Below are 17,615 nucleotides of genomic sequence, written 5' to 3'. Positions count from 1 at the left end.
CGAGGTGGCGCGTATATTAAGTAAGCCCTTCGGCGCTGTCAAACCCTTTTTGAAAAAATCTCCGATGGTCGGATATTGGCATTTAGCTGGTCCCGTTCAGGCAGTATTTCAGTTCGTCACCAATGGCATCGAAGGCCGCGAGGGTGCCTTTATTCGCCTGGAGCCTGAATATCGCCCGGGCGATCCGGTGGCGACCGGTCGGGACCTGCGCCAGGACATCGTTGATATCCGCATCGAGGGTAGCCGCCACAAGGATCTCGTAGCGCAGCTTGTTTTCTCCGGCACAGAAATAGAAATGCCCTTCGCGGCTGTCGGGCTTCGGTTTGCCCCCCCGTTGGTAGACACGCTGGCTGCAGCGGGCGAACTCGGCATTGACTGCCGAGAAAGTGTCGACCAGCCCGTCCTCCCTGGCCGCCGCCTCCAGCAGGCGCACCCGCTTGGCGCCCTGCCTGTCCAGACCGGGCAGGTTGCGGGTCAGCTGTTCTCCGGAAAAGCCCCGGTTGATCAGTTGCAACACGGTGATGTACTCGCTGGTTACCATGCTGCAGGTCTCGAAACTCTGTTCCCCGCGAGGGTCTGCCTGGGCCGATATGGAGAAGAGCAGGCAGGCGGCAAAGGCAAACTGACGAACAGGATGAGTCATGGAGCGACCAGCGTTGCAACGAATGCACCCAGCCTATCAAAGCCCCAGCCATGCGGATGTGAGGTAGGGCGCAATCTGGCCGGCGACGGTCATCCGCCGATGATGCTGCGCAGTGCATCCTCCAGGTCCGGGTGGGTAAAACCGAAGCCCGCCTGTTGCAGGCGCGCGGGCATGACACGCTGGCCTTCAAGGAGCATGGCGGACAGTTCGCCCAATGCCGTACGCAGGACGAACGCCGGGACCGGAAACGGAGTCGGACGGTGCAGGACCCGCCCCAGCGTCCGGGTAAACGTGCGGTTGGTCACCGGATGCGGGCTGACCACATTATAGGCACCACTGGCATCGGGTGTTTGCAGCATCCAGATCAGGGCATTCACCACATCGTCACGATGGACCCAGGACAGGTACTGCTGACCATCGCCAAGCCGGCCGCCGAGACCGAGCCGGAAAGGCAGGAGCAGGCGCTCAAGCATGCCGCCGTCCGGACCCAGGACCACACCGGTCCGCGACAGACAGACCCGGCAACCCAGCTGTCTGGCCCGACGGGCCTCGGCTTCCCAGTCGGCGCAGAGCCGGTGCGCGAAGTCATCGTTGACCGGCGCATCTTCGGTCACCGGTTCGCCCCCGTGGCTCCCGTAGTACCCGATTGCCGAACCGGATATGAATGTGGCCGGGCGCAGCGGGCTCTTTTCCAACTGGTCGATCAGCTCGCGTGTCAGGTCGATCCGGCTTTCACGTAAAACCCGTTTGCGTTTTTCCGTCCAGCGCGCGCTGGCCAGACCTTCCCCGGCCAGGTTGATGACGGCGTCAAGGGCATCGAGGTTGCGCAGGTCAGCCAGGGTGTGCAATGTATTCACCCGGCCGCAACGGGCGCGCACATCATCGTCAGTCCTGCGGCTGAAAACGGTCAGGCGATAACCCCGTTTCAACAGCTCAGGGCACAGTCGCTGACCGATGAAGCCGGTTCCGCCGGTGATCAGGATATGCTGCGTCATGATCGGTGGCTCCAGCGCTAGTGGGACGGCGTGCCTGTCAGGCTTTCTTCCACGATATGTCGGATGGCATCCCCCAGTAAAGGATGCTCACCGACCGGGCCGGCGAGCGTGATCTCGACCTGGTGTTCGCTCGACAAGCGCTCCAGCATGGCCGGAACATCCTTGCGGAGGTGTCGGCCAGCGGCGAGGAAAAGCGGCAGCACCGTAATCCGTGATACGCCTTCCCGTGCCGCCCGTGCGATTTCGTCATCCAGCGAAGGTTCGCTCAGCTCCATGTAGGCGATGGCCGAGTCGGGTACCGAGGCCAGACTCGGCGCGGCCAGTCTTTCGAAAGTCTGGCACCATTTGGGGTCGCTGCTTCCATGGGCGAGCAAAAGGACGCGGTGATCGGACATTCTGCAGGTCACTCCTTATTTAGATGGGATGGCGGGCCATGGCCGGCCCGAACTGACGTTTCCCAATGCTCTACGTATAGTATGCCGGATTGGCGCATTATGGACATGGTTGGTAGCGATAGGAGAAGGGTGATGCTGTCAGCGCAGGAAGTCATTCATTTCTGGTTCGGCGACCTCGATCACGATGGCGTGCCCGATACCAATCATCGCGGCCGCTGGTTCAGGTCGAGTCGCTCGTTCGATTGGGAAATCCGGCGTCGATTCCTGTCATTGGTGCTGGTCGCGTCCGAGGAAGGCCTGGCGGAATGGCGGGGAGACGCGACAGGAGCACTGGCTGAAATCCTGTTGCTGGATCAGTTCTCCCGAAACATTCACCGTGGCCGGGCAATGGCCTTTGATAACGATGCACTCGCCAGGCGTTGTTGCCTGGAGGGGCTGGACAAAGGGCTGGATGTACAGCTGCCGCTGATCCAGCGGGCTTTCTTCCTGATGCCGTTACAGCATTCAGAGCGGCTGACGGACCAGGCCAGGGGCGTGGCGTTGTACGAGCAGTTGATGGCGACGGCGGATGGTCGTTTGCGTGACGTGCTGTCATCCTTTTACCAGTCTGCATGCCAGCATCGGGATATCGTCGCCCGATTTGGCCGGTTCCCCCATCGCAATGCGTTGATGGGGCGGCGTTCCACGGAAGCGGAGGAGGCTTTCCTGGCCGATGACGGTCAACGATTCGGACAATGATGATCCCGGTCACTATTTTCTGTCGTAATTTTCGTCAGAATAGAATAGTGAGGGGTGCTACTGGGGGCCTTGCCCATTCCCGCCGGCTTGATCCACGATCAAGCGAGGCGATAATGGCTAAGCATTTCCCCATAAATCAACGGACAGGGCGTGCAGAAAAATAAAAATCCCCTGGACTCGACAAGCAAGAACGGAACGGAACGATGACGGACGACAAGCCGGAAGCTGAGTCTGTTGTCGGCGGGGCATTGCAGGAATCCATTCACTACCACGGCCGCAAGGCCGCACGAGCTAAAAGTGAAACCCGCCGACGCAAGATTCTGGAGGCAGCGCTGGAAATAGCCGCCCACGAGGGCGTAAGAGGTATCAAACACCGACCGGTTGCCAAGCGGGCGGATGTACCCCTGGCCTCGACGACATACTACTTCAAGGATATCGAAGAGCTGATCCAGGACGCTTTCATGCTGTTTGCAGAAAAGGCGAATCGGGAACTGGAAGCTTTCTATAAAGGACTCAACAGTCTGATCGACCGGGCCCTGGTGCGGGGCAGCCTGCATAGCCTGCAGGGGCGGGAGCAGCTGGCCGTGGAACTTGCCGCCTACATCGCCCGTTATTTCGTCCAGCAGATCCGGGATAACACCTCCTCGGTCCTGACCGAGCAGGCGTTCCTGGCGGAGGCCATGCGGGAACCGGGGCTGGAGTCGCTGGCGAAGGAATATCGCAAGGCCTGGCTGGACGGCGTTGAAGCCATCATGAAACGGCTGGGCACGAACAGTCCGCGCCGGGATGCGGCACTCCTGATCAGTGTGGTCTCGGGTATGGGATACGATGGCCTGCTGTTTCGGGAGCGGTTCAGTTCCAGCTTCGTCGAGGGATCCCTGCAGCGGGTCATTGGCATGTTGATGGGGGTGGCGCCTTCGGTATCATCGCCCGATGCCGGTAACCTGGGCGGTGCTCATTACTAAGGCGCCTCCGATGAACGCCTGGATCGCCTCTGGCATTCAGGGCGATTCACCATCATGGCGCGGCTTTGGAGACTCGATGCCGTTGCCCCGTGCCACGGTGGTTGTCCTGCAGAAAAAAGATCAAAAAAGTGGTTGACGGAAACGGTCGAATCCGTAGAATACGCAGCCGTTGACGGGGATAGCCCTCACAAAACGAGCGGGAATAGCTCAGTTGGGTGAGCTGCTCCGCAGCCAACGCCTGAGCCAATCGCTGATACCACAGCGATTGAAAAAGCGAAGGCAGGGATGAGCACGATAAAGAGCGTGCTCGATCGGATGCCCCGAAAGATCCGGTTCCGGACTTAATTGTCAGGTCCAATGAAAAGCGGGAATAGCTCAGTTGGTAGAGCACAACCTTGCCAAGGTTGGGGTCGCGAGTTCGAATCTCGTTTCCCGCTCCAGATTCCAGAAAAAGCCCGGCCTCGTGCCGGGCTTTTTCGTTTCTGCACTGACAGTTTATCCACGCCGCTGTTATCCTTCGTCTTTTGCACGGAGGCTACATCATGGCGCAGTTGACGGTTGAACAGCTCTTCTACTACCCGGTCAAATCGTTGCACGGCGTTGAAGTCGACGCCGTGACACTGGACGATTTTGGCCCGGCCGGTGATCGTCGCTGGATGCTGGTCGATGAAGACGGTCGCTTCGTGACACAGCGCGAGCAGCCAAGACTGGCCCAGGTGCATGCGGCTCTCCGGGATGGCGTGCTGACGCTGTCGATTCCTGGGCAGGAAGCCCCGGTACCGGTCATGGCCGGTGAGGACGAGCGTCGTGTGTTGGTATGGCGGGACTGGGTCAAGGCCCGGTTGGCCAAGCCGGGACCTGCCGAGTTGTTGAGTGACTGGCTGGGTCTCCGGGTGGCGTTGGCGTATATGCCCGAGTCCAGCATCCGCCCGGTTGACCGGAATTACGTATCGGAAGAGCGGCGGGTCAGCTTCGTCGACGGGTTTCCCTTTCTGATTACGCATACGGCGTCGCTGGCAGCCCTCTCGGAACGGATTGGCGAGCCGGTGGATATGCGTCGTTTTCGGCCCAATATTGTGGTTTCCGGAGGCGACGCGTTTGATGAGGACGGTTGGGCGGCGTTACATCGCGACGGCCTTTCGCTGGATCTGGTAAAGCCTTGCTCTCGCTGTCTGATGACGACGGTCCATCCGGACGAAGGCGTCCGTTCCGACAGCCTGCAGCCGCTGCGGGAGCTGGGGCGTTTTCGGCGAACCCCGGACGGTGTCCTGTTCGGTGTGAACGCCGTTCATTCCGGTCCGGCCACCATCCGCGTCGGCGATACATTCGAAGTAGCATTACGCGAGGATCACTAATTCATGCCATTGCTGAGTCTTGAGGGCGTCTCCCTGGCCTACGGCCTGCACCCGTTGCTGGACGACGCACGCCTGATCATTGAGCGGGGTGAGCGGGTCTCCCTGTTGGGGCGTAACGGGGAGGGCAAGTCGACCCTGCTGAAAGTGATTCTCGGCGAAGTCATCCCCGATGGCGGCACCGTTCGGCTTGAGGATGGCGCTGTCATGGCCGTGCTGCCGCAGATGCTGCCCTCCGATGATCAGCGCACGACCTATGAGGTGGTGGCCGATGCATTTCCGGAGACGGGGCTGTTGCTGGCGGAGTTCCATACCCTGTCCCAGCAGGCGGATGAGGCCAGCCTGAAGCGTCTGATGCAGGTTCAGGAAAAACTGGAAGTCCTGGATGGCTGGCGCCTGGACCAGAAAGTGAACGCTATCCTGGCGCAGTTCGGCGTTGATCCGGACCAGGTGCTGGCCACCCTGTCAGGCGGCTGGCAGCGCCGGGTGCTACTGGCCAAGGCCCTGGTGGCCGAACCCGACCTGTTGCTGCTGGATGAGCCGACCAACCATCTTGATGTACCGGCCATCGCCTGGTTGGAAGAGACGCTGCGGCAATACCCCGGTGCACTGTTGTTTGTCAGTCACGACCGGGCCTTTATCCGCCGGTTGGCGACGCGGGTCGTGGAGCTGGATCGTGGCCAACTGGTGAGCTTCGCGGCCACCTATGACCGTTATCTGGAGTTGAAAGAAAAGGCGCTGGAGGAAGAGGAGCGCCAGAATGCCGAATTCGACCGCAGGCTGCGCCAGGAAGAGGCCTGGATCCGGCAGGGCATCAAGGCACGGCGAACCCGCAACATGGGGCGCGTCCGCGCCCTCAAGGCGATGCGCGAGGAACGGCGCCAGAGACGTGAACGCGGAGGCAACGCCAGTTTCGCCATCGAGGACGCGGCCCGCTCCGGCAAGCTGGTGGTAGAGGCAAAGAATGCCGTGTTTGCCTATGGCGACCAGGATCCGATCATCCAGGATCTCAACCTGACGATCATGCGGGGCGATAAACTGGGCCTGATCGGTGAGAACGGCACCGGGAAGACCACGCTCGTCCGTCTGCTGTTAGGCGACCTGGAGCCCCGGGAAGGCCAGGTGCGCCTGGGTACGAACCGCTCGGTGGCGTACTTCGACCAGCTGCGCGGCGAGCTGGATCCGGAGCAGAATGCCCTGGAAAACCTGGCGGAAGGTCGTGAATTCATCGAGATCAATGGCCAGCAGAAACATGTCCTCGGCTATTTGCAGGACTTCCTGTTTTCGCCGGAACGGGCGCGCTCACCGGTGCGGGTGTTCTCCGGCGGCGAGCGGGCCCGGTTGATGCTGGCCAAGCTGTTCAGCAAACCGGCCAATATCCTGGTGCTGGACGAGCCCACCAACGACCTGGATGTCGAGACGCTGGAGTTGCTGGAATCGCAGCTGGTGGCCTTTAACGGCACGGTTATTGTCATCAGCCACGACCGTGAATTCCTCGACAACGTGGTGACCGATACGCTGTTCCTGGACGGTTCCGGTCGCGTGCGTACGTACGTCGGTGGCTATGAGGACTGGCGTCGGCAGGGTGGTGTTTTCCCTTCGGAACGACCGGCGCCGGAGAAGCCCAGGGCAGAGGTATCCGCGAAAGCCGAAGCGCCAAAGGCGAAGCCCTCCGGCGGTGGCAGCCGCAAGCTGAGCTATAAGCTCAAGCTTGAACTGGAAGGACTGCCGGAGCGGATCGCGGCCCTTGAGGGTGAAATCGAGTCGTTGCAGGCCACGGTGTCCGATACGGCATTCTACGCCCGTCCGCATGACGAGGTTTCAAAGACGCTGGAAGCCCTCGCCACCAGGGAGCAGGAGCTGGAGCAGGCGATGGAGCGTTGGATGGAACTGGAGGAAATGGCGGGCTGATCAACACGACGAATGTCGCATGATGGCTTGATTCAATTTTCAGGCCCGCAATTGCAAAATCAAACCAAATATCACGCTGTCGGCCGTTGTAATCCAGTACACTCGATTGGGTATTCCCGATGGCCAGAAGTTGATAAAGGGTCCTGAATGAGCATTACCTATTCTTTTGCCCTGCGCGAAGGCGACACCCGGGATTTCCAGGTGGATATGGATGCAAGGCCGGTGGCGGACACAGCCGGCCTGCCTGAATGGACACGTCTTGGGCACTGTCAGTGCAGTAATTGCCCCCTCAAGAAAACGGATGTCAGTCACTGCCCGGCGGCAGCGGATATGTTGCCGGTCGTCGATGCATTTCGAGACGAGAATGCCTACGAGAAAGTGACGGTTCGCGTGGACGACGGTCGCCGGCGTTACGAGAAGGAAACGACGCTGGAAGAGGCCTTGCGCTCGCTGCTGGGATTGATCATGGCCACCAGTCAGTGTCCGATCCTGGGCGAGCTGCGCGCCATGGCGGTCCATCACATGCCCTTCGCCAGTAGCGACGAGTTCATCATGCGCAGTGTCTCGCTATACCTGTTGCAGCAGTATTTCGGAAAGCGCCATCACCAGACGCCGGATTGGGAATTGCAGGGACTGGTAGAGCGCAACCAGCGACTGCAGTTGGTCAACCAGGCGCTCTGGCAACGGGTTCACACGTTCTGTCGGGGTGACAGCAACCTGAAGGCGTTGCTGAATTTCTTTTCCATGGCGTCGAGCGTCTCCTATTCACTGGAAACCCAGTTGCGCAAGCTCGAAGCCAAGCTGGATGAACACGGTATGGGTGTGGCGCCATAGATCCGGTACCACACCTCGGATGGGCGGTTAATTGATGCGCACGGCAAGCACATCGCACTTGGCGCCGTGAAGTACGCCATTGGCGGTGGAGCCCAGCAGCAGCTGTATACCGTGGCGGCCATGGCTGCCGACGACCGCCAGGTCCACACCGCGTTCCTCGCAGACCCGGTGGATTTCGGCTTCCGGCCGACCTACCGTAACCAGCAGGTTCCTGTCCTCGACACCGTGTTTGTGGCCGAGATCCGTCAGTTGATCCCGGGCCGATTTGTCCAGCTGCTCCTGCAGTTCGGTCAGGTCCATGGGAATGTCCCCACCATAGGCGTAACCAACAGGCTCGACGACATGCAGAAGAACCAGTTCGGCCTGGTGGATGCCCGCCAGTTCACTGGCACGGGTAATCACCTGATCGGCTTCTTCAGTCAGGTCGATCGCAGCAAGAATGGTCTTGTACATGGTCATTTCCTCTCGCTTCAGCGGGTTGCCGTATTATTATCAATCTAGATCACTGGAAGCGTGATATCACTGATATGCGTCAAATTTTTCAAGTTGTTCGTAAAAGGATAGTGCATTGACCAAGTGGCTTATAATTGTCTTGATCCTCGCATTCCTGATTGGTTCCTGGTCCTGGGTCAAACCGACGGCGGACGAACGGCGCAGGGTGCGCCTGCGGAACCGGGCCATCAGTAAGGGCCTGAAAGTGGAATCCGTCAAGGGGCAGGTGCGCGAGCGTTTTGCCAAGTCGGGGGAGGGCGGACTGCTGATGCTCTATTGGGCGCCCTGGTCGGCCGAGGCCGCGGTGGACCGGCGGGCGTTGCTGATCCCGCGGCGGATCGAGCCGGGTGAGGAGAACAGTGCCTTTCCGGGAGCCGGGGCATTGCCGGAGCTGTCCGGCGCCTTCAAGGGCTGGTTGGCCGATCAGCGGGGCATTGGGTTCGTCTGGGACGAATCGGCGACAATCGACGATCTGGAAAAGCCCATGAGCTGGGCGTTGAAGATTGCGGAAGGTGTCGGACACTGAGGCGTCCGGCACGGTCATCAATTGCCGGAGGCCTGGGCGGTCGCCTGTTGCGGTGCCCCTGAGTCGGTCATCAGGGCGATGGCTTCGGCCAGTTGCTTGAGTATTTCCTTGGAGTAACGGTCAATCACGAACGACACGTTGTTGTCGTTGTAGTTGATGTAGGAACCGCGGATAAAGGCCCACTTCGAGGCCACGTTGCTTAACGCGGCCCGCAACTCGCCGCTGGGGTTGCCCCGGGTCACTTTCGACATCTGCTCATCGAATGCATGGGCCTGTTCGTCCAGTGGCTGCTCGGTGTCTGCCCCCTGGAACGTCTGGGATACGGATGATGTGGAGCGGGCCGAATACTTGCTCATCATCTGGGCCATCAATACGGCGGCTGCACGGGCCGCCTCCACCCGTTCATCGGTCTTCACGTTATTGTTCGTCCGGACGATGTCGTAGAGTTCGGCCGATGTGCTGCTCAGCGCCTGGGCCTGGTTGGCCATATCCGATACCAGGCGTAGGTCGGGGTAGCCGTTCTTGCGCACATCGTTGATGTTCTGGCGCATCAGGTCCTTGTACTTGTCGAATTCAGTGTTGAGGCCGGCGATCTGGTCGGCTTTCAGGATATCGTCGGACACGGCATCGACCTGCTTGATCTGGCTGTTGGCGTCGTTGATGGCGGCAACGATTTCGTTAAGGGTGTCGGTATCGCCATTGACGCTGAACCGGTAGTAGGCATTCAGTGCCGTAAAGTTGCTGATCCGGAACTGGTGAAAGGCTGCAAGCAGCGGATTTTCGGCGGCATAGACCGCCATGGAAGCGAAAGGAACGACGCACGCGAGCAGCGCCATAACTGACGCCCTGAACCACTTACCGGGATGGACCATCGACTGGATCTCCGTTCTTATTGTCTTGTCTGTAGAGTCATTTGTTGTTGTTTTGCGTCCATGGCGTCGGGCAGGGATGCAAGCTTTTGGCCGCGTTGAATCCGTTGTTCTGGTTTGATCGTGCCATCGGCAGTTGGACGCTTGTTTGAATTCGAGGCTAAAGTAACTCCGCGTGCCAATCAAGCGCTTTTGACAGGCTTTTACAGCCTGGCACATCCCGTAAATCGCCCGTTTTCAGGAACGTGTGATTCCTCCTTGGCAGTTCGCTTGAGGCCCGTGGTCTAAGCCGCTGTAATCGCAATTTGTCTGGTCGTTTCTGCCGCTGTTTCGGTGATCCACAGGTTGACTCTGGGGGACGCCGGGCAAGAAACAAATTGACAAACGAACGGTTTTTTTTCATCGTGTGCGCACTCGATTCAAACGACTGTATGAATTCTGGATCGAATGATCGGGCAGTGACCGAAATCTCTCTGCATGAATCGGCCCGCCGGTATGCCGGATCGGGTCATTGGTGCAGTTCCAAACACAGACTGGAGATCAGTTGATGATTTACGAAGGTAAAGCCATCACGGTTAAAGAGATCGAAGGCGGGATCGCTCAGCTGAACTTCGACTTGCAAGGCGAGTCGGTAAACAAGTTCAATCGCCTCACCATCGAAGAGCTGGGCGCCGCGGCTGACAAGCTGAAGGCTTCGAAGGATATCAAGGGGCTGGTGGTGACCAGTTCCAAGGACAGCTTCATTGTTGGTGCTGATATCACCGAATTTACCGAGCTTTTCGCCGGTTCGGAAGAAGACCTCGTTGCCAACAACCTGAAGGCGAACGAGGTGTTCAACACGATTGAAGACCTGCCGTTCCCGACCGTGACCGCCATCAACGGCATGGCGCTGGGCGGCGGCTTTGAAATGTGCCTGGCCACCGATTACCGGGTCATGGACACGAAGGCGAAAGTCGGCCTGCCGGAAGTGAAGCTGGGGATTTTCCCGGGCTTCGGTGGCACCGTCCGCCTGTCCCGACTGATCGGTGTGGATTACGCTATCGAGTGGATTTCCGGCGGCACCGAGAACCGTGCCGACAAAGCGCTCAAAGAAGGCGCTGTCGACGCGGTTCTGGAGGGCGACAAGCTGGTCGATGCTGCGATCGACCTGATCAACCAGTGCAACGACGGCAAGTTGGACTACAAGGCGCGTCGTGAAGAGAAGCAGGGCAAGATCAGGCTGAACGCTATGGAAAGCATGATGGCGTTCGAGATCTCCAAGGCCTTCGTGGCCGGCAAGGCGGGCAAGAACTACCCGGCGCCGGTCGAGGCCATCAAGGTTATGCAGAAGCATGCCAGCCTGACCCGCGACAAGGCGATCGAAGTGGAAGCCAAGGGCTTCGCCAGGATGGCTAAGACCAACGTGGCGGCCTGCCTGGTTGGCCTGTTCCTGAACGATCAGGAACTGAAGAAGAAGGCCAAGCTCTGGGAAAAGGAAGCGAACGACGTGAAACTGGCAGCCGTACTGGGTGCCGGTATCATGGGGGGCGGTGTGGCGTACCAGTCCGCGCTGAAGGGCACCCCCATCCTTATGAAGGACATCAACCAGGATGGCATCGCCCTGGGGCTTAAAGAGGCCAAGAAGCTTCTGACCAAGCGCATCGACAAGGGCAAGATGAAGCCCGACCAGATGGCCGACGTGCTCAACAGCATCACGCCGACCCTGAACTATGGCGATTTCAAGAACGTAGACCTGGTGGTCGAGGCCGTCGTTGAAAATCCGAAAGTGAAGGATGCGGTCCTGCGCGAAACCGAGGAAATGGTTCGCGAAGACACCGTCCTCACCTCCAACACCTCCACCATCTCCATCAATACGCTGGCCCGGAATCTCAAGCGTCCGGAGAACTTCTGCGGCATGCACTTCTTCAACCCGGTGCACATGATGCCGCTGGTTGAGGTCATCCGTGGCGAGAAGACCAGCGACAAGGCGGTTGCGACCACCGTCGCCTACGCCAAGGCCATGGGCAAGACGCCGATCGTCGTCAACGACTGCCCGGGCTTCCTGGTCAACCGCGTCCTGTTCCCGTACTTCGGCGGCTTTGCCGGCCTGGTACGTGACGGCGCCGACTTCCAGAAAGTCGACAAGGTCATGGAGAAGTTCGGTTGGCCGATGGGCCCGGCCTATCTGCTGGACGTGGTGGGCATGGACACCGCCAGGCACGCCAACGAAGTCATGGCCGAAGGCTTCCCGGACCGGATGAAGGACGAGAACAAGTCCGCCATCGATGTGATGTTCGAGAACAACCGTTACGGCCAGAAGAACGACAAGGGTTTCTACAAGTACGAGACCGATAGGAAGGGCAAGCAGAAGAAGGTCGTCGACGAGGAAACCTACAAGCTGATCGAGCCGGTCGTTCAGGGCAGGAAGGAGTTCGAGGAAGACGAGATCGTCGCCCGCATGATGATCCCGCTGTGCCTCGAAACCGTCCGCTGCCTGGAAGACAACATCGTCGAAGCCCCGGCTGACGCCGATATGGGCCTGATCTACGGTATCGGCTTCCCGCCGTTCCGTGGCGGTGCGCTGCGCTATATCGACGACATGGGTGTCGACAGGTTCGTCGAACTGGCAGACAAGTATGCAGATCTGGGTCCGTTGTATCACCCGACCGAGAAGCTGCGTGAAATGGCCAAGAATGGCGAAACGTTCTTTGGCTAACCCTGAACGAGATTTCCGAACGGAGAAAGATCTATGAGCCTTAATCCGAGAGACGTTGTCGTCGTCGATTGCGTGCGGACTCCGATGGGTCGTGCCAAGAACGGATGTTTCCGCAATGTGCGTGCGGAAAACCTGTCGGCTGCACTGATCGATGCGATCTTCGAGCGCAACCCGGACCTGAACCCGAAAGAAGTGGAAGACGTTGTCTGGGGCTGTGTGAACCAGACCCAAGAGCAGGGCTTCAACGTGGCGCGTCAGATTTCCCTGATGACGCGTATTCCCCATGAATCCGCTGCCCAGACCGTCAACCGCCTGTGCGGTTCGGCGATGACGGCGATCCATACGGCTGCCCAGGCCATCCAGACCAACAACGGCGACGTGTTCATGGTCGGCGGCGTGGAGCATATGGGCCACGTACCGATGACGTCCGGCTTCGATCACAACCCGGCATCGTCCAAGTACTCTGCCAAGGCCTCCAACATGATGGGCCTGACCGCGGAAATGCTGGCCAAGATGCACGGCATCACCCGTGAGCAGCAGGATGAATTCGGTGCCCGCTCACACCGTCTGGCCCACGAAGCTACGCTGGAAGGTCGCTTCAAGAACGAGATCGTGCCCATCCAGGGTCACGACGAGAACGGTTTCGTGAAGCTGATCGAGGAAGACGAGACCATTCGTCCGGAAACCACGGCCGAGTCGCTGGCCCAGCTGCGTCCGGCCTTCGATCCGAAGAACGGCACGGTGACTGCGGGGACGTCGTCCCAGCTGACCGACGGCGCGTCCGCCATGCTGCTGATGTCCGCCGGGCGGGCAGAAGCCCTGGGGCTGAAGCCCATCGCCCGCGTTCGCAGCATGGCGGTTGCCGGTTGTGATCCCGCGATCATGGGTTATGGTCCAGTTCCGGCCACCAAGAAGGCGCTCAAGCGTGCCGGTCTCAAGGTCGAGGACATCGACTTCTGGGAGCTGAACGAGGCCTTCGCGGGCCAGTCGCTGCCGGTGCTGAAGGACCTTAAGCTGCTGAACGTGATGGACGAGAAGGTGAACCTGAACGGCGGCGCGATCGCCCTGGGTCACCCACTGGGCTGCTCCGGCGCCCGGATCTCCACCACGCTGCTGAATGTGATGCAGGCCAAGGGCGGTACGCTGGGCGTTTCGACCATGTGTATCGGCCTGGGGCAGGGCATCGCAACCGTTTGGGAGCGGGTCTGATCGCCTTGGCGTGAGTGACAGGAGCCCGGCCCAGCGCCGGGCTTTTTTATAGGTGGTCAGCGACGCAATGCTGTGTCCGATTGGGTTGTATTCCTGTAACGCGGCCCAATCATGGGTTGTGCTGATAACCTTGACCCTGTAAAACAGAGCACCTATAAGACCTGCGAGCGCCAGGGAGCGCTAGCGGCCTGATTTGTAGCCAGTATTGAGATGCACTGAAGAGCTGTTCTGCCGGCGATATTGGGCTGACACCTGTTCAGTGTTTCTCAAATCCAGAATTTCAGGTGGCCGATTCCGTTAGGGGGTCGAGCCGCATTTCGAGGAAACCGATTCCGATATGGGCAAAAGTCTCGTCATTGTCGAGTCACCGGCAAAAGCGAAAACCATCAACAAGTACCTGGGCTCCGACTATGTGGTGAAGTCCAGTGTGGGGCATATTCGCGACCTTCCCGTCAGTGGGAGTGGCAGCCAGAGCGATCCCAAGGAACGTGCGCGCCAGGCCGCCCAGACGCGGAAGATGAATCCCGAGGAAAAGGCGGAGTACAAGAAGCGCAAGGCGCGCGAGCAGCTTGTCAGCCGTATGGGCGTCGATCCGGAAAGGGATTGGGAAGCCAACTACCAGGTGCTTCCGGGCAAGGAAAAGGTGGTCAGCGAACTGAGACGCCTGGCCAAGTCTGCCGATCGCATCTATCTCGCGACGGATTTGGACCGTGAGGGGGAAGCGATCGCCTGGCACCTGCAGGAAACCATTGGCGGCGAGTCCGACAAGTATCGCCGCGTGGTGTTCAACGAGATCACCAAGCGGGCGATCCAGGAAGCCTTCAAGGAGCCGGGGCAACTGGATCGATATCGCGTCAATGCCCAGCAGGCCCGCCGCTTCCTCGATCGGGTCGTGGGCTACATGGTGTCGCCGCTGCTCTGGAGCAAGCTCGCCCGGGGGCTTTCGGCCGGTCGGGTACAGTCTGTGGCGGTGCGCCTGATTGTCGAGCGCGAACGCGAGATCCGCACCTTTGTGCCGGAAGAATACTGGCAGGTGCATGCGGATCTGAAAGCGAAAGGCGAGAAATCACCGGTCCGCTTCGAAGTGACCCGGGACGACAGCAACAAGGCTTTCCGGCCGACCAGCGAGAAGGAAACCCAGGCGCACGTCGACAAGCTGAAGGCGTCGGATTTCCGTGTCGCCAAGCGGGAAGACAAGCCGACCCGCTCGCGGCCAGGCGCTCCCTTTATTACGTCCACGCTGCAGCAGGCCGCCAGTAACCGGATGGGCTTCAGCGTCAAGAAGACCATGATGCTGGCCCAGCGCCTGTATGAGGCGGGTTTCATCACCTACATGCGTACCGACTCCACCAACCTGAGTCAGGATGCTGTCGCTGCGGTACGGGACTATATCGGCGACCAGTTCGGTCAGAAATACCTGCCGGAGAAACCCCGGGTCTATGGCAGCAAGGAAGGCGCCCAGGAAGCCCACGAGGCCATCCGGCCCACCGATGTGAAGCGTCGTCCCGCCGATATCAAGGGCCTGGAAAAAGACGCTGAGCGCCTCTATGAGCTGATCTGGCGCCAATTCATGGCCTGTCAGATGGCGGATGCGGAATTTATCAGTACGTCCATCACCGTCGAGGCAGGCGGATACGAGCTGCGTACCCGCGGGCGCATCATCCGCTTCGACGGTTTTCTCAAGGCCGCGCCGCAGTCCTCCAAGAAGGATGAAGACGTCGCGTTGCCGGATATCAAGGTGGATGAGGTGCTGGACCTGGCCAGGCTGGATCCGACCCAGCACTTTACCAAGCCGGCTCCGCGCTACACCGAAGCAAGCCTGGTCAAGGAGCTGGAAAAGCGGGGTATTGGGCGGCCTTCGACCTATGCGTCGATCATCTCGACCATTCAGGACCGGGGCTATGTACGGCTGCAGAATCGCCGCTTCTACGCTGAAAAGATGGGCGATATCGTTACGGATCGACTGTCGGAATCCTTCAAGAACCTGATGGACTACGACTTTACGGCTCGCCTGGAAGAGGAACTGGACGAGATCGCATCCGGCGAAATCGACTGGAAGAAGGTGCTCAACGGTTTCTACGGCCGGTTCAGGCAGCAGTTGGAAGAGGCGGGTAGTGACGCCGAGCAGGGTGGTATGCGTGGCAACACGCCGACAGAAACCGACATACCGTGCCCCAGCTGCTCGCGCCCGATGCAGATCCGTGTCGCCAGCACCGGCGTGTTCCTGGGGTGTTCCGGCTACAGCTTGCCGCCCAAGGAACGCTGCAAGACCACGATCAATCTGGTTTCCGGCGACGATGTCGTCAGCGCCGATGATGATGTGGAAGGCGAGGGTGAGAGCCGCCTGCTGCGCAAGAAACGTCGTTGCCCGAAGTGCGGCACCGCCATGGACAGCTACCTGATCGACGAGAAGCGCAAGCTGCACGTCTGTGGTAACAACCCGGATTGCTCCGGTTACGAGGTGGAAGAGGGGACTTTCCGCATCAAGGGCTACGACGGCCCGACGCTGGAGTGTGACAAGTGCGGCTCCGAGATGCAGCTCAAGACCGGCCGCTTTGGCAAGTACTTCGGGTGCACCAACAGTGAGTGCAAGAACACCCGTAAGTTGCTCCGCAACGGTGAACCGGCGCCCCCCAAGATGGACCCGGTCCCCATGCCGGAGCTCAAGTGCGAGAAGGTCGATGACACCTACGTGCTGCGTGACGGCGCATCCGGACTGTTCCTGGCGGCCAGCAAGTTTCCCAAGAACCGGGAAACCCGTGCGCCGCTGGTGAAGGAGATCAAGCCTCATCGCGACGAGATCGATCCAAAGTACGCGTTCCTGATGGAGGCACCTGAGCAGGATCCCGAAGGAAACCCGACAGTCATCCGCTACAGCCGCAAGACCAGGGAGCAGTACGTGATGAGCGAGAAGGACGGCAAGGCCACCGGCTGGAGCGCGTTCTACGCCAACGGAAAATGGCAGCCGAAAGACAAGAAATCCTGATCGCCACAATCAAAAAAGGGCCTTGCGAGGCCCTTTTTTGTTGCCCTGAATCAAGTTATTGAAGGCCGCCCAGCTTGCGCAGGCGGGCCAGCAGGCTGGAGGTATCCCAGCGCTCGCCGCCCATGCTCTGTACGTCCGCGTAGAACTGGTCCACCAGGGCGGTGACGGGCAGGGTGATGCCGCGCTCCCGGGCTTCGGTCAGGCAGATATCCAGATCCTTGCGCATCCAGTTGACGGCGAATCCGTGGTCGTACTTACCGGCAATCATGGTGTCTGCACGGTTCTCCATCTGCCAGGATTGGGCGGCGCCCTGTGAAATGACATCGATCACCTGGCGCTGGTCGAGGCCTGACTTTTCAGCAAAGTAGAGGCACTCGGACAGGCCCTGGACAAGGCCAGCTATGGCGATCTGGTTGACCATCTTGGTGAGCTGGCCCTTACCCGGTTCGCCCATCCGGGTAACGGCCTTGCCGTAAAGTTCCATCAAGGGCCTGGCCTTTTCGAAAGCCGCCGGGTCGGCGCCACACATGACCGTCAGTTTGCCGTTCTCTGCGCCTTGCTGCCCACCGGAGACCGGGGCGTCTATGAACGACTGGCCGCGCTCTGAGGCCGCCTGGGCGATCTCCGCCGTGACACCGGCCGAGACCGTGGTGTGATCAACCAGAATGGCGTGGTCCGGGGCGTTGGCAATGATGCCCCCGGGACCGAGATAAACCTGGCGCAGGTCGGGATCGGCACCGACGCAGGTCATCACGAAATCCGCTTCAGCCACCGCCTCGGCAATGCTGCTGCAGGCCTTCCCCTTGTACTCCCGGGTCCATTCCCCGGCTTTTGCGCTGGTCCGGTTGAAGACGGTGACGTCGTGGCCGGCGTTGGCCAGATGTCCGGCCATCGGGTAGCCCATGACACCCAGTCCGATGAAGGTCACCTTGCTGGACATGATTCTGCCTCCTGATATCCAGAGTTGCACCCCGGCGGGGGTGACGGTTGAGTCTCGAGTCTGTA

At 59.9% G+C, this 17,615-nt stretch carries 16 protein-coding genes and 1 tRNA gene; 11 read left to right on the top strand and 6 right to left on the bottom strand.

The features are described 5' to 3' along the window. Positions 1-82 precede the first annotated feature (82 nt). From EZI54_RS01740 to EZI54_RS01730, 3 genes are all read right to left on the bottom strand, one after another. The gene (locus tag EZI54_RS01740; protein WP_131478418.1) at positions 83-643 is read right to left on the bottom strand and encodes a hypothetical protein; all 561 of its coding nucleotides are present in this window, start codon (positions 641-643) and stop codon (positions 83-85) included. Between the two features lie 89 nt (positions 644-732). Then, on the bottom strand, positions 733-1,638 hold the full coding sequence (locus EZI54_RS01735) for a TIGR01777 family oxidoreductase (RefSeq protein ID WP_131478416.1): 906 nt from the start codon (positions 1,636-1,638) through the stop codon (positions 733-735). Positions 1,639-1,655: 17 nt separating this feature from the next. After that, positions 1,656-2,033, bottom strand: coding sequence for a sirohydrochlorin chelatase (locus EZI54_RS01730; protein WP_131478414.1), 378 nt, complete (start codon positions 2,031-2,033; stop codon positions 1,656-1,658). Positions 2,034-2,165: 132 nt separating this feature from the next. On the opposite strand from EZI54_RS01730, the gene EZI54_RS01725 reads away from it, so the two are divergent. The 7 genes from EZI54_RS01725 to EZI54_RS01700 all read left to right on the top strand — a co-directional run bounded on the left by EZI54_RS01725 (position 2,166) and on the right by EZI54_RS01700 (position 7,833). Next, positions 2,166-2,771, top strand: a complete 606-nt coding sequence (locus tag EZI54_RS01725) for a DUF924 family protein (RefSeq protein WP_131478412.1) — start codon at positions 2,166-2,168, stop codon at positions 2,769-2,771. A 203-nt stretch (positions 2,772-2,974) separates the two neighbouring features. Next, entirely contained in the window at positions 2,975-3,736 is a 762-nt protein-coding gene (locus EZI54_RS01720) for a TetR/AcrR family transcriptional regulator (protein WP_131478410.1), read from the top strand. 10 nt (positions 3,737-3,746) lie between these two features. Beyond that, the gene (locus EZI54_RS25250) at positions 3,747-3,872 is read left to right on the top strand and encodes a hypothetical protein (protein WP_278248694.1); all 126 of its coding nucleotides are present in this window, start codon (positions 3,747-3,749) and stop codon (positions 3,870-3,872) included. Positions 3,873-4,100: 228 nt separating this feature from the next. Continuing rightward, a tRNA-Gly gene (locus EZI54_RS01715) sits at positions 4,101-4,176 on the top strand. 102 nt (positions 4,177-4,278) lie between these two features. Continuing rightward, positions 4,279-5,091 (top strand): MOSC domain-containing protein, encoded by an 813-nt coding sequence (locus tag EZI54_RS01710; RefSeq protein WP_242674316.1) that lies wholly within the window; start codon positions 4,279-4,281, stop codon positions 5,089-5,091. A gap of 3 nt (positions 5,092-5,094) precedes the next feature. Then, a complete protein-coding gene (locus tag EZI54_RS01705; protein WP_131478409.1) occupies positions 5,095-6,999 on the top strand; it encodes an ATP-binding cassette domain-containing protein in 1,905 nt (634 codons plus the stop codon). A gap of 147 nt (positions 7,000-7,146) precedes the next feature. Further along, a complete protein-coding gene (locus EZI54_RS01700) occupies positions 7,147-7,833 on the top strand; it encodes a DUF6901 family protein (RefSeq protein WP_131478407.1) in 687 nt (228 codons plus the stop codon). 27 nt (positions 7,834-7,860) lie between these two features. On the opposite strand, the gene EZI54_RS01695 is transcribed toward EZI54_RS01700, so the two are convergent. Continuing rightward, the gene (locus EZI54_RS01695) at positions 7,861-8,292 is read right to left on the bottom strand and encodes a universal stress protein (RefSeq protein ID WP_131478405.1); all 432 of its coding nucleotides are present in this window, start codon (positions 8,290-8,292) and stop codon (positions 7,861-7,863) included. 109 nt (positions 8,293-8,401) lie between these two features. Here EZI54_RS01695 and EZI54_RS01690 point away from each other — a divergent pair, with 109 nt between their 5' ends. Next, positions 8,402-8,851 (top strand): hypothetical protein, encoded by a 450-nt coding sequence (locus EZI54_RS01690; RefSeq protein WP_131478403.1) that lies wholly within the window; start codon positions 8,402-8,404, stop codon positions 8,849-8,851. A 17-nt stretch (positions 8,852-8,868) separates the two neighbouring features. Here the strand turns inward: EZI54_RS01690 and EZI54_RS01685 are convergent, their stop codons facing one another. Continuing rightward, entirely contained in the window at positions 8,869-9,687 is an 819-nt protein-coding gene (locus tag EZI54_RS01685; RefSeq protein ID WP_242674315.1) for a hypothetical protein, read from the bottom strand. Between the two features lie 580 nt (positions 9,688-10,267). Here EZI54_RS01685 and fadB point away from each other — a divergent pair. The 3 genes from fadB (at position 10,268) to topA (ending at position 16,610) form a co-directional block, all read left to right on the top strand. Then, positions 10,268-12,415 (top strand): fatty acid oxidation complex subunit alpha FadB, encoded by a 2,148-nt coding sequence (gene fadB / locus EZI54_RS01680; protein WP_131478399.1) that lies wholly within the window; start codon positions 10,268-10,270, stop codon positions 12,413-12,415. Positions 12,416-12,448: 33 nt separating this feature from the next. Then, positions 12,449-13,624, top strand: coding sequence for an acetyl-CoA C-acyltransferase FadA (gene fadA, locus EZI54_RS01675; RefSeq protein ID WP_131478397.1), 1,176 nt, complete (start codon positions 12,449-12,451; stop codon positions 13,622-13,624). Positions 13,625-13,961: 337 nt separating this feature from the next. Further along, the gene (gene topA / locus EZI54_RS01670; RefSeq protein ID WP_131478395.1) at positions 13,962-16,610 is read left to right on the top strand and encodes a type I DNA topoisomerase; all 2,649 of its coding nucleotides are present in this window, start codon (positions 13,962-13,964) and stop codon (positions 16,608-16,610) included. 55 nt (positions 16,611-16,665) lie between these two features. On the opposite strand, the gene EZI54_RS01665 is transcribed toward topA, so the two are convergent. Next, positions 16,666-17,550, bottom strand: a complete 885-nt coding sequence (locus EZI54_RS01665; protein WP_131478393.1) for an NAD(P)-dependent oxidoreductase — start codon at positions 17,548-17,550, stop codon at positions 16,666-16,668. Between the last annotated feature and the right edge of the window lie 65 nt (positions 17,551-17,615).

Origin of the sequence: Marinobacter halodurans (assembly GCF_004327985.1) — a bacterium.
Classification (GTDB): Bacteria; Pseudomonadota; Gammaproteobacteria; order Pseudomonadales; family Oleiphilaceae; genus Marinobacter_A; species Marinobacter_A halodurans.
Note: the sequence above shows the minus strand (reverse complement) of the source record. Positions and strands in the feature narration are given on the sequence as shown.